At 53.4% G+C, this 13,529-nt stretch carries 8 protein-coding genes; 2 read left to right on the plus strand and 6 right to left on the minus strand.

The features are described from left to right. Positions 1 to 250 precede the first annotated feature (250 nt). Together NST84_RS21755 and NST84_RS21760 are read right to left on the minus strand one after the other, a co-directional pair. On the minus strand, positions 251 to 1,231 hold the full coding sequence (locus NST84_RS21755; protein WP_342562229.1) for a zinc-binding dehydrogenase: 981 nt from the start codon (positions 1,229 to 1,231) through the stop codon (positions 251 to 253). Positions 1,232 to 1,498: 267 nt separating this feature from the next. Next, positions 1,499 to 1,642 (minus strand): hypothetical protein, encoded by a 144-nt coding sequence (locus NST84_RS21760; protein ID WP_342562230.1) that lies wholly within the window; start codon positions 1,640 to 1,642, stop codon positions 1,499 to 1,501. Positions 1,643 to 2,001: 359 nt separating this feature from the next. On the opposite strand from NST84_RS21760, the gene NST84_RS21765 reads away from it, so the two are divergent. Then, positions 2,002 to 2,619, plus strand: coding sequence for a TetR/AcrR family transcriptional regulator (locus NST84_RS21765; protein WP_342562231.1), 618 nt, complete (start codon positions 2,002 to 2,004; stop codon positions 2,617 to 2,619). A gap of 28 nt (positions 2,620 to 2,647) precedes the next feature. Then, on the plus strand, positions 2,648 to 5,080 hold the full coding sequence (locus NST84_RS21770) for an MMPL family transporter (protein WP_342562232.1): 2,433 nt from the start codon (positions 2,648 to 2,650) through the stop codon (positions 5,078 to 5,080). A gap of 162 nt (positions 5,081 to 5,242) precedes the next feature. Here the strand turns inward: NST84_RS21770 and NST84_RS21775 are convergent, their stop codons facing one another. The 4 genes from NST84_RS21775 to treP all read right to left on the minus strand — a co-directional run bounded on the left by NST84_RS21775 (position 5,243) and on the right by treP (position 13,479). Continuing rightward, entirely contained in the window at positions 5,243 to 5,755 is a 513-nt protein-coding gene (locus NST84_RS21775; protein ID WP_342562233.1) for a GNAT family N-acetyltransferase, read from the minus strand. A gap of 170 nt (positions 5,756 to 5,925) precedes the next feature. Continuing rightward, positions 5,926 to 10,431 (minus strand): S-layer homology domain-containing protein, encoded by a 4,506-nt coding sequence (locus NST84_RS21780; protein ID WP_342562234.1) that lies wholly within the window; start codon positions 10,429 to 10,431, stop codon positions 5,926 to 5,928. Between the two features lie 220 nt (positions 10,432 to 10,651). Further along, positions 10,652 to 11,371, minus strand: a complete 720-nt coding sequence (treR, locus tag NST84_RS21785; RefSeq protein WP_342562235.1) for a trehalose operon repressor — start codon at positions 11,369 to 11,371, stop codon at positions 10,652 to 10,654. A 131-nt stretch (positions 11,372 to 11,502) separates the two neighbouring features. Then, on the minus strand, positions 11,503 to 13,479 hold the full coding sequence (gene treP / locus NST84_RS21790) for a PTS system trehalose-specific EIIBC component (protein WP_342562236.1): 1,977 nt from the start codon (positions 13,477 to 13,479) through the stop codon (positions 11,503 to 11,505). Positions 13,480 to 13,529: the final 50 nt, after the last annotated feature.

The raw sequence follows: 13,529 nt of genomic DNA on the forward strand, positions 1-13,529 counted from the left end.
TTTCCGATATTTACTACTATTAGTTGGAAAAACGTCACCTATTTCAGTCCATTAGCCGGATTAGGGGTAATTTCGGTGATATTAAGTGACGTTTTTCCAATTAGTTTTCTGATAGCGGCTTTTGCTGGAGAATTAGATAGCGAATTTCCACTTAGTTCGGATGTAACAACAACCAGCTTCACATACACCTGCGACATTTTCTCGCACGGATAGCTGTGACAACAGTTGAAATGAGCGGACGCTGTCCGCCTTATTTCAGCTTTGCTACGATTTTGCCCCGGATATGCCGCTCGGACAGGCGTTCCAATGCAGCCGGAACCTGCTCTAGCGGGATGACTTCCTCCAGCAGTGAGGAGATCTTACCTGCAGCCAGCAGCGCGAGCATTTCGTCTCCGATAACGGACAATTGCCGCAGGGCCTGCGGGTCGCCGGACTGATGTGCGGCACCCAGCGCAACCTCGTGGACGGAAAAAGCTTTGGTGAACGGCTTCACCGACGCATAATCCGGCGCCCCGGCAATATGCACTACGTGACCGAAAAAGGCTATCAGCTCCAGCCCCTGGGTTGCACTCTGTCTGCTGATCGAATCAATTACCGCATCCACGCCTCTGCCGTCTGTCAGACGGAGCACCTCTGCGGCTACGTCTGCTTTGCGGTAGTCGATCACATAGTCCGCGCCCAGGCTTTTCACGTACTCATGATTGTGACGCGATGCGGTGGAAATTACCCGCTTACCCGCCAGCTTCGCCAGCTGGACCGCAAATCCGCCGACGCCTCCCGCGCCGCCGTGAATCAGCAGTGTGCTCAGCTGCGTAAGCGGCAGCTTGCCGTGCACCGCCTGGTAAGCCGTATAACCGGCTGTCGGGAGCGCGGCAGCATCCGCAAAATTTACAGTATCCGGTATCCGCGAGAGCGTGCTGGCCTTTGCCAAAGCAAATTCCGCAAATCCGCCTGTACGGGTGAGATCCCCGTGATATAAGACACGGTCACCGGCCTTCCATTGCTCCACACCTTCACCCACTTCGGCGATTACCCCAGCCACATCCAGCCCCAGCACATGCGGATAGGTCCAATTGGGGTTGCCGCCGGTGGCGGTTTTATAATCCACGGGGTTAAGCCCGGCTGCATGCACCTCTACCAGCACTTCACCAGTCCCCGGCTCAGGTGCGCTGATTTCACTAACCTTCATCTCATTCCATTTTCCTTTTTCCAGCAGTAAAAGAGCCTTCATCTGTAGATCCTCCTTCGGAATGCATGCAATGAACCCATTGTAGCAGAATTTTCCTCCGGTATCCCGTTGTGGAGGGAGCTGCCGGGAGTGTGGCCGTGCTGTATGTTCGTTTAACGATCAGCTGGGAGCATCAGGCGGGTCGGGTTGCTGGCTGGGCTGGGATCTAGGGCCGGGACGGCCGGAATCAAGGACATTTTTGTCCTTCATTTCGCACATTTAGCCGAGTGCGCCGGAATCAAGGACATTTTTGTCCTTCATTTCGCACATTTAGCCGAGTGCGCCGGAATCAAGGGCATTTTTGCCCTTCATTTCGCACATTTGGCCGGGTGCGCCGGATTCAAGGGCATTTTTGTCCTTCATTTCGCACATTTGGCCGAGTGCGCCGGAATCAAGGACATTTTTGTCCTTCATTTCGCACATTTAGCCGGCTCGGCCGGATTCAAGGGCATTTTTGCCCTTCATTTCGGCCGCTAAGCCAGGTCGCCAGATATTTCTTCCGCCCAGTGCACCCACACCAGCGAATAAACATCCGCAGCACATACATTTCTGCCCAAAATATAGTACGTGCTTCCACTACAGCTTCATTAGCACTCTTACCCAAAGGCTTTCTTCCTTTAACAGTTGTATATAGACATTCCCTTACCCTCATCATATTTGCCCAATGAGCATTTTTGCACTTTGGGCAAAAATATGTTTTAATAAACTTTAGAATTTAAAGTATTACTCTGCATTTAAAGTATTACTCTACATAAGAAAGGAGGAAATGAGCGTTGAACCCCAAGCTGACGCTGCGTGACCAGAAAAAGGAAGCTACCGCTTATGCTTTGTCTGTAGCAGCTTTTGAGCTTGCCCTGGTACATGGCATGGACGGCTTCATTGTCGATGATGTTGTCCGGCAGGCGGGTGTCTCCCGGCGGACCTTTGCCAATTATTTTTCCTGCAAAGAAGAAGCGGTTGCAGAATATTTCATGAACACGGCTACCAGTGAGGACGAAAATGACCTGTTATCACATTTGCCTCCGGATGCGACACCGCTGGATGCCTTGTACAGCCTGCTCAAGCTGCAGTTCACTTCAGAATTTCTGCGCAGATTGCGGCAGTTCGCATCACTGGCCAATCAGTATCCGTCGCTGGAGCCGTATATCCTTAGCGTGTTCCGCCGTCTGCAGATGGCTGCTCAGGAAGTGCTCGAACGGTTCACCAATGGCCGTTATTCCGACGGGTATACGCATCTGCTGGCCGGTGCATTTTACGGAGCTTTTGTGCCCATACTCGACGGACGGCTCAACGTCCTGCTGCCGGGTGAATCGCAGGAGGACCGGCCCGGCTCGGTATCTTTTGATCAATATTTGACTTCCATGTTCGATTACTTACGCAACGGCTTTTAAACCAGAGACAAAAAGGAGAAACCATTACATGTCTACATTTCTGTACCGATTGGGAAAATCGGCTTATTCCAAGCCCTGGTACTTCCTCGGAACCTGGATCGTCATTCTCGGTGTGATTGGCGCACTGCTCGGCGTTAACGGCATCCAGTCCAGCTCCGAAATGAAAATTGAAGGCACCGAGTCGCAAAAGGTGCTGGATATGCTGGCCGAAGAGCTTCCGGCTGCCGCCGGCGGCCAGGCCAGCGTTGCCTTCACCGCACCGGAAGGCGAACGCCTTGATACGCCTGAACGGGCTGCTCTGATCCTGAAGGCAATTAATGATGTCTACAGCATGGAATACATCATTAACCCTGCTGATCTGGCTGCCCAAGCAGCAGCCGCTGCTGCACAGGCTGCAGGCGCCGACCCTTCCGCTGCCGCAGGCCAATCCGCTGCCGCTGATCCATCCGCCGCTGCAGGCCAAGGCGCCGCTGCTGATCCATCTGCTGCCGCAGGCCAAGATGATGCTGCCGCTCAAGCCGCTGCTGAACAGGCAGCTGCCGCCGCGCAGGCTGCCTCAGCTGCTCCTTACGGTCCGCTGATGTTTGACGGCGTTATGGTTCCCGGCGTCATGCTGTCCTCCGACGGCAACATTGCCCTGTTCCAGTTCCAGTTCACCGTGCAGCAGACTTCACTGCCGTCCGAAGTACCGGACAACGTGATCGAAGCTGTAACTGAAGTCGAGCAGGCCGGCTCCGGCATTACAGCAATTCCGAGTGACTCGCTGAAGACCACGCCTTCCATCGGTTCCACTGAAGCCATCGGGGTTGCCGTGGCTGCAGTCGTATTGTTCATTACCCTTGGTTCGGTTGTTGCAGCCGGGCTGCCGCTGATTACCGCACTCCTCGGAGTTGGTATTAGTGTCGGCGGCGCATTTGCCCTCGGCAGCGTAATCCAGATGAATGACATTACGCCTGTTCTAGCCGTGATGATTGGTCTGGCTGTCGGAATCGACTATTCCCTGTTTATCGTCAACCGCCAGCGCCGCCTGATTCTCGATGAGAAGCTGAATGCGCGTGAAGCGGCCAGCCGGGCTATCGGTACTGCGGGCAGCGCAGTATTTTTCGCCGGATTAACTGTCATTATCGCCCTGTGCGGGATGCTGGTTATCGGCATGGAATTCCTGTCCACCATGGCGCTTGTTGCTGCTGTCAGCGTACTGATTAACGTTCTGCTGGCACTGACCCTGCTGCCTGCGCTGCTTGGTCTCGTAGGCGAGAAGATCTGTACTGCCAAAGCGCGCTCCAAGAGTACTGCTGCCGGCAACAAAGAGCATCACGGCTTCTCGCACCGCTGGGCTAACGCCACAGTAAAATTCCGCTGGCCGATCATTATTCTGGTCGTGCTTGTACTTGGAACAGCTGCTATTCCGGTAACCAAAATGGAGCTCGGTATTCCGTCCGGCGCCTCGGCGAATCTGGATACTCCGGCCCGCCAGAGCTACGACGTGATCTCCAAAGGCTTCGGCGAAGGCTTCAACGGCCCGCTGCTGCTGGTTGCCCAGCCGAATAACCCTTCGGACAAAATCTCGATGGAAACTCTGGGCAAGCTGACTCAAGAGCTGCAAACGCATGACAATGTTACACTGGTATCCCCGATGGGAGTGAACGAAACGGGCGATATCGCCATTATCAGCCTGATTCCAAAAACTGGTCCGACGGATACAGAAACAAGAGATCTGGTACAGGATCTGCGCGATCCATCCTACAGTCTCGCATCCGATAACGATATCACCCTGGGTGTAACCGGCTTTACCGCCATTAACATCGATATGTCATCCAAGCTTTCTGATGCTTTCCCTGTGTACATCGGTATCATTGTTGTTCTTTCACTGATTATTCTGCTGCTCGTGTTCCGGTCGGTTATTGTACCGATCAAAGCAACCGTCGGCTTCATTCTCAGTATCATTGCTACCTTCGGCGTGACCACAGCCGTCTATCAGTGGGGCTGGCTGCATTCCCTGTTCGGTTTTGATACCGGCGGGCCGCTCCTCAGCTTCATGCCGATTCTGGTGACGGGTATCCTGTACGGTCTGGCGATGGATTACCAGGTGTTCCTGGTCAGCTCGATGCGTGAAGCTTACGTTCACGGGCGCCGCGGCAATGACAGCATCGTGCACGGCTACGATCTTGCCAGCCGCGTCGTGCTTGCCGCAGGAATTATCATGGTTTCCGTCTTCGCCGGCTTCATCTTCGCACCTGATGCGATGATCAAGCAGATCGGCTTTGCCCTGGCCTTCGGTATCCTGATTGATGCCTTCATCATCCGGATGACGCTCGTTCCGGCCGTTATGGCCGTATTCGGCGACAAAGCCTGGTGGCTGCCAAAATGGCTGGACCGCCTGCTGCCGAACCTCGACGTTGAAGGCGACAAGCTGATCGCCAAGCTAAATGCCGAGAATGGCGTGAGCGGACACAAGTAATAGCAAAAACAAGTAATAGCAAAAGGACGGCATCATCGCCGTCCTCCCAATAAACAGAGCCTGCAGACCGTGTCTGCAGGCTTTTTTTAATGAACCTCACCGGAAGCCCTATGCCGCAATAGAGACAAAGACAGGCTCTTCTTGTCATCCGTATAAGGACCTTTATTCATATTGGACCGGAATTTCTTTTTTCATAATAAAATCATCCATGACGAATCCATTCCCGATATCCGCAACTTGTTCCCGTACAGTCCGGAACCCTTTTTTCTTATATACCGCAATGCTGGATTCGTTATGACGATTGACCGTCAGCCAAATATGACTCAGGTTCCGGTCTTTATATAGCGTCTCCAGAAAAGCCAGCGCCTGGCTGGCATAGCTGCGCCCCCGGTGCTCCTTGCCTATATAAAACTTACTCAGGAAGAGCTTGCCTGCTTCCGGTCTGGCCGAAATATATCCGACCGCAGAGCCGTCACTTCGGATGATGTAATATTCATAGCCCTGATTAAAGATCTGATCCGTAATCGCTTGAACGGACTGGAACTTTTCAATCATGTAATCAATCTGCTCCATTGTGATAATGGAAACATAATATTCGCGCCATATTTCGCCCGCCAACCGGGCCACCTCAGCAGTTTCTTCCGCTGTATTGACCTGTGAAAATATAAGTCTCATGACATTAGCCTGCCTTTCCCGGATCTCTTGCCCGATCATATTAATAGATTATTATAAGTTCATAGAAGCTCACTCGCAACTTTGTCTACATATGACGTCAAAAAGCGCAGCCTGCAGATCCCATCCGCAGGCTACGCTTCTAACACCATCTCACCGTTACATCACGCGGCTCAAGACTGCTCCGCCCCCCACGCCCGGATCAGCCGGGCAAAGACCACAGCCGCTTCCGCCCGGCTCGTTTCTCCCTGCGGATCAGCGTAATCGCCCGGCTTACCGCTCAGAATACCCGCCGCTGCCAAAACCTCTACCGCTTCCTTCGCCCATTGACTCACACTGCCGGCATCGTTGAAGTCCGGCGGAGTAATGGCATGCGGCGTATAGCCCTTGCTTGCTGTATAGTTATGCAGCATTACAGCCATCTGCTCACGTGTAATCACAGCATCCGGGCTGAACAGCCCCTGCCCCGTTCCGTTAACGATGCCGCTTTGAGCGGCCCAGGCTACCGCAGAGGCATACCATTTCCCGGCTGGCACATCCGTGAATACCGGTGCTGCATAGCTACCAAGGTCCACTCCCTCCAGATTAGCCAGCACCCGGGTGAACATCGCCCGGGTCATCGGCATCCGGGGGTCGAACAGCTCCTTGCCAGTACCTCCGAACAACCCGCGCGCCGCCACAAAAGCTATATCCTGGGCAGCCCAATGGACAGAAGGCACATCATGGAACACCTGACCGTTATATACAACATCGTAAGTACCCGTAGCCGCGGCGGTAAAGGTCACGCTGTTGCCGGCTGCTGCAGCCAGCGGCAGGATAACATCTTTTCCGTTTTCTTTTTTAACTACGGTATACTCGTTAATATTACGGCCTTCGCTTACTTCAACAGGCAGCGTAATGGTCAGCGGATAACCGGGCTCCGAATAGACTGCCGGTTTGCCGTCCTTCAGCAGCTCCACGGTATAGCTGGCTTTGCTGATACGGAGCACCAGCGAATCGCCGAGCTTCTTTTTCATCATCTGCAATGTAGCGCCTGGAAGGGAAACCGTTCCGTATCCGCTTTTAATAGTAAGCTTTGCTGTCCCCATCGCTGCTGCGGAGAACTGAACCGTCAGGTTATCTATGTCTTCCGCATTGATGATCAGTTCGCCGCCGCCGCCGAGAGCCGTCCCGATTTGTGCGTCACCCAGGAGCAGGCTGTAGCCGCCATTCTCATTTTTGCTCAGCGTACCGCTTATCCCGTTCAGGGAAATCTTCGGGTTATCAGCGGCTACTTCTGCCTGCACACCACCGGGCATTGCCGGGTTCTCAGGCTGGCTTGGAACGGGCTTGCCATCCGGCAGCGCAATATCCTCTGTGTTAAACATGAAGATTAGCCGCTCGCTCGTGGTGATATCCGGAATATCTGTGATCTGCGAAAGTGTTTTGCTTCCCAGGCGAATCGTCAGAACAGCATTGCTGCCTGCTCCGGCCGCCTCCTGATAGACAATCCGGTTATCGTATTTGGCAGAAGCCAGGTAGAACGGGCCGACTCCGCTGGAGCGCAGGATGAACCTTTCATTGTCACCAATCTCTGCGGCATCCGCCTTGATGAGGTTGTAATCCCCTGATTTCTCTTCTTTTACCGACAGATACTTGTTGGTCTCAAGCAGCAGAATCGAATACGTGCCGTCATCGCCCGCAACCAATCGGAAGAAGGGAGCATCCTGTTTCATCGAGCTTGTAGTTAGCTCACCATCGGCGTTGACCGCATAATACGAGTTCAGGGTCTCGGCGGTTTTTTGACCGTTAACGGTACTCCAGTTTCGCTGATACAAGGGCTCCCAGCGCGTCCGCATCTGAAAATACGGCCCGGCCACCGCAGTCTGCGGCTCCCCGTTGTAATAGGTCAGCGTGCCAAAGTTCAGGTTGTCAAAATGCACCATGCCCTGGGGACGCATAGCCGCCGCCGCCCGGGCCGTCCAGGTCATATCCACACCGTCTGCCTTGCTGTAAAGCGCCAGCCCCTGCTCAAAAACAGGTCTCAGCTCACCCCGGTTCAGCCCGTTGTTCTCCATATCAAACCCTGTCCCGTAATACCCTCTCCCGGTATCTCCGAACACATTCGGCATCGCTGTAAAAGGAACTTCCACTCCGGACAATTCCTGCGAATACAGATTGTATTGGGCAGAATACTCAAAAGCCTTCGCCAGCCTGTTATCATAGAGGGAAGCCAAATCCTCATTCTGGTTGCCGGCAATCAGGCAGATTTCCGCCATATAACCAAGCGCCAGCATCGCATGGGCCTGATCACGGCCAGTCTCCATCGTCTGCCCTGCATCGTTCACGTAAGCGAAGATAGAGCCGTTTGTATGAATATCCTGATAAAAGCCCATCGCGCGCTCAAAGATCCCGGTATTATCACACAGCACACCAATCGCCATCATACTGACAATAGCAGCCGCATCCCAGTTACCGTTGGCCAGCATCGGAACCGCCGCATCCTGGATGACAGGATAGACCACATTCAGCATCATATCCTGCAGCGCCGCAAAGTCCTCATCACTGTACCCGCTGTACCCGCCGCCGTAATACCGGATAATCTCCGCAGCACTGGCATACTTGTAGGCATTGATGCCCGCTCCCAGAATTCTGTCCCTGCCGTCAATTACCTTCAGCGCTTTTGCCCACTCACTCAGCAGGCCTGACGCCATGTCCGCATATTGGTCGTCTCCCGTAATCACCCACTGCAGGGCGTTGAAGTACGCGGCATTGCCTCCTTTTTCAAAATAGCCAATGTTCCCGGAATCAGAAGGAGCCCCTCCACGCCCGACCTTGGAAAACACCTTGGTCTGATAACCGGAGCTGGCTACTCCATAAGGAACACTGTCCACCAGTCTGCGGTAATCGGAGTACCATGGTTCCTGTTTGGCCTGAACATGTACCTTCATGTCCTCCAGGTCCTGCATGCTCAGCAGAATCCCCGGATGGCTGAAGATACGGACATTCACATCCGCCTTCGCGCTATAGCCGTCTCCGTTAAATTCTACCGTATAAGCATGAGTGCCGGCGCTTAAATCCTGCAGCTTTACCTGCATGAGGCCATCCGAATAAACTGCGTCTGTTACCGTACCGTTGACCTTATAACTGGCAGGGTCCGTATCCCCGTTCACGGGCTTCCACAATAAATTTGCAGTATCTCCGGATACCTTCTGGCTGATTTCCAGCGGATCTTTTCCGTTAACCTGTTCAAAATAAAACCGGTACTCCGTATTCTCAGCAGCTCTTCCGCTGCTCTGCATAGCCCCGTCCGTCATGGTCACATTAAAGCGGCTGAAGTTGCTGTCATCCCTCATGGTGGACAAATGCGAGAAGATCCGGTAAAAGCCGGATTCCGTATATTGATCCACATAAAAGCGCTCATTCCACCCCGCTACTACTGCCGATGCTTTAATCTCAAACGTCCTGTCCGTGCTGACGCCGCTCGCCGCGCCGCTGATCATATTGAAATAGCGGTGGGTATTGTCCAGAAACTCTTTTTCCGTAAAATAGTTCTGGATGGTCAGATATTTCCCGGTATCCAGCGACTTTATGGAATAAGCCGTTCTGGTCGCTCCGGCCTCAGGCTCCTCAAGCTCCACCGTCGCAAAATAATCAAGCACATACAGGGCAAACGCAGATGCCTCGGCGGGATCGGATGTAAGCGACAGCTTTTCCGTAACCGGGTCTACTTTTACATACTGCCCATCTCCATTCCTCATCTTTAGAATCATCGCCGCAGTCTGGCTGTTACTATAGTAATCTCCCAGGTCTGGACCGGTAATTTGGGACGGCAGCTCCATAACCGCCAGATTGTCCATCGCTGTCTGCAGTGTTAACCGGGCCTCGTCAACCTCTGCCTGCGTTGCATCGTTTATACTTAATGCTCTGGCCTGATGAAGCGCCGCCATAAATATCGCCCAGCTTTCCCGTGTGTATGCGGTTTCAATTAATTGCTCTGCTTGCGTAATCAGCCCGTTCAGAGCCGTTCTGTCACTTCCATCGTTTACAACCGGATCACCCAGTGTAACATTCAGGACAGGTCCCGGAAAACCGGATGTGTTTCTTGAGGAAAATAACTCACTGGCACTAACTGTATTGTCCTCCGCTTTTGCCGTTGTGAGATGAATACTTACTACTTTTCTTCCGTTGTTTAGCGCATTTTGAAAAATAGTAGACAGATCTAGCGTCAGATTCTCTTCACTGGTCGACGAGACTGCTCTGGTGACCGCCGGAGAGCCGGCAATATCATACGGACGGGTGTTATACGTAACATTGGTGACGGTCCATTCCTTATCCGTATTACGCAGGACCGATTCACTTTCTGTAAACACCAGCTCATTCGGCGCATGCGATTTTCTGAAGCTCAGCTGCATCGTCATTTCGCCTGTATCATACCGGTCCGTATCAATGGAGGATAAATCAAACTTCAGATAAGCATGACGGGACTTTCCATAGATTAATTTGGCTGCACTCAGGCTGGTTCCCAGGGCATTGCCCTGACCGTTAAAATTGGACACAAAGGCATCCTGCGCCGCCGGAAAAGATAACGTTGTCCCCGCCGCAGCCGCAGCGTTAATTCCCGGGCCCGTAAAAAAGGAAGTCACCGGCAGACAGATACACAGCAGCGCGGATAAGAATGGCTTCAGGTAAGGTTTCATGATCGCTCTCCTTTTGTGTTGAAATGCAAGGCTGTTTCTTTATGAATACGCTTGCAATAGTACCATAGAAAGCAGGCGCCCCATATGCGGCTTTTTTAAGCTTGATGCGGTTTTTTTTAAGAAGCTTCACCGAATGAAGCCTTGTTCGTTAGTTATGAAAATCAAAAAGAAGCACCCCGTAGCCTGCCGGCTTCTGGGGTACTTCTTTTTGATGGAGTATTTACCGCCGCACCCGTCTGGCAAACTCCACGAACTGGAATTTGTCCAGCCGGTGCCTGGACTCTGTATATTGGAACAGCACGGTGTTCTCCAGGTATACATAGTTCCGCACGACCACGATATGCGTGTATTTCTTCAGATCAAGCAGCCGGTGGTCCTCTTCTGTAGTAGGTTCCACGGAGATCAGCTTTTTGGCATAGCTGATCTTCAGCCCGAGCTCCCCTTCCAGATATTCATAGATCGAGCCTGCGGCTATTTCCCTGCTCAGAAACGGCACAATATCCGCGCGGAAATAATCCTTGTCCAGAATGATCCGTTCCCCTTCAATCTCTCTGGCCCGGGTTACTTTCCAGACCGGGACCTCCTGCGGAATCTGCAGCTGTCTGGCCAGCATGGGGCCGGCGGGCTCCTGCAGAGTCTCTTCAACCAGTGTCCGCGACGGGACGCCCAGTGTGTCAGACATCTCTTTAAAGGAAATCAGGCCGGTCACCGGAAAATCCATCCGGGTCATATCCAGCACAAACGAGCCGCGGCCCTTGATTTTGTGAATGTATCCTTCCTGGAACAGCAGATTAAGCGCTTTGCGCACCGTCTCCCGTGAGGTGCCGTAGCTTTCAGCAAGCTCACTCTCGGACGGCAGCTTGGCTCCGGGCAGCAGCTGGCCGGAATGAATCCGGCTGCTGTATTCATTATAGATTTGCAGATAGATATTTTCTCTCAATGTTGATCACCGTCCTATATTGTATCATGCAATGCCGCTGGAAGCATTGATTCAATTCGGGGCACGGCGTAACAGAAAAACAGCCCCGGAGGGCTGTCCATCTGCAGTCATTCTTTACCGGTAAGGTTAGCTTAACCTTTAAGATGAATAGTCAGGATACCGGTCTGCTTGGCCGTTGCCGGTCCGGTCTTCTCCTCAATCCGCTCCACCATATCCTGCCCGGCAGGAATAATGATCGGCGTAATCAGCGGATAACCCGCGGCGCGGATTGCATCCATATCGAACTCCAGCAGCAGCTCGCCTGCCCGGACCTTGTCGCCGATATTTTTGAGCGAGTTAAATCCGCTGCCTTTGAGCGCTACGGTATTAATCCCGACATGGATGAGCACCTGAACACCGCTGGCATGTTCAAGAATCAGCGCATGCTTGCTCTTGATCACATGGGCCACTGTGGCATCAAACGGTGCATAAACCTTCCCGTCAGTCGGCTCAATAGCGATCCCGTCACCCATTTGCTTCTCGGCAAAGGCAGGATCAGGAACCTGTTCCAGCGGTACTGCTGTTCCGCTCAGCGGTGCGGCCAGCTCCAGGATGTTCACCGGCTCCTGCGACGCCTGGACAGAGCTGCGGCTGCTGAGCTCACTTGCTCCGCTTACCGCACCAGTCTGGACAGCTTCAGACTGCTCATTCTTTTTAGCGCGCTGGACAGCTATACGGCCATACAGCATAGTAGCGGCAAACGGCAGGATCAGTACAATCGCCATCCCGATGAAGAACACACCCCACTGGTTCGGGAAAATTGACAGGAAGCCGGGAATCCCGCCTACCCCGATGGACGAGGCACGCACATCATTCAGGGTCAGCAGCATACCGGCCAGACCGGAACCGATCAGCCCGAAGAAAAACGGATAACGGTAGCGGATGTTAACCCCGAAGATCGCCGGCTCCGTAACCCCGAGGAAGGCCGAGACAGAGGCGGTTGCGGCAAGCCCTTTGGTCTTCTGCTCCCGGACGATGAAGAACATCGCGAGAGCCGCAGCCCCCTGGGCAATGTTGGACAGCGCGAGCATCGGCCAGAGGAAAGTGCCGCCCTCACTGCCGATCAGCTGCACATCGACGGCCAGGAATGTATGATGCATCCCGGTGATGACCAGAGCGGAATACAATCCGCCGTAGATCAGGCCTCCGAGCAGTGCAAAGTGGTCGAAGATGTAAACCAGACCGTCCGTAATCGCGTTACCGATGGCAAACGTAAGCGGTCCGATGATAGTGAACGCCAGGAAACCTGTAATTAAGAGTGCTACCGGCGCAACGACCAGCAGTTTAATCGAATCATGAACACGCTTATTCAGGAATTTTTCAATGACGGCCAGAATATAAGCCGAGACGAGCACCGGCAGCACCTGCCCCTGATACCCGATCTTCTCGATATGCCAGCCGAACAAATTCCAGGTCGGCACAGTGCCTTCCAGCGAAGCGTTGGCATAGCCGTAGGCACTCAGCAAATCCGGATGTACGAGGATGAGTCCCAGTACAATCCCGAGCAGCGGACTGCCCCCGAAGCGCGTAACTGCGGCCCAGCCGATCAGTGCCGGCAGAAACGTAAACGCCGTGCTGGCAATGGTATTGATAATGGAAGCGATGTCGCTCCAGGCCGGATAGACCTGAACCAGCGACTCTTCGTCAAAGAAGATGCCCGGTCCGGTCAGGATATTATTAATCCCGAGCAGCAGACCCGCGGTAACGATAGCCGGTAGAATCGGAATAAAAATGTCGGCCAAGGTCTTGATCGCCCGCTGCAGCGGGTTCTGCTTACGGGCGGCCGCCGATTTCACCTCATCCTTGGAGGCGCGCGACCCGCCGGTGATCTTGATCATTTCATCGTAGACGGTATCGACCGTTCCCGGTCCGATTACGATCTGGAACTGCCCCTGGGTCGAGAACTGCCCTTTGACCAGGTCATTGCGGTCAAGCGCTTCCTTGTCCACCTTGCTCTCGTCATAGAGCGAGAATCTCAGCCGGGTTACACAGTGTGTGGCAACCTCGATATTCTCCTTGCCCCCGACGGCCCGGACGATATCCTCTACATTTTTGCGGTCTATAGCCATGTGATCACTCCTTACCTGATTCATTAATATTGATGCCGAAATGCTTTCCG

Source organism: Paenibacillus sp. FSL R7-0345 (genome assembly GCF_038595055.1).
GTDB lineage: Bacteria > Bacillota > Bacilli > Paenibacillales > Paenibacillaceae > Paenibacillus_AQ.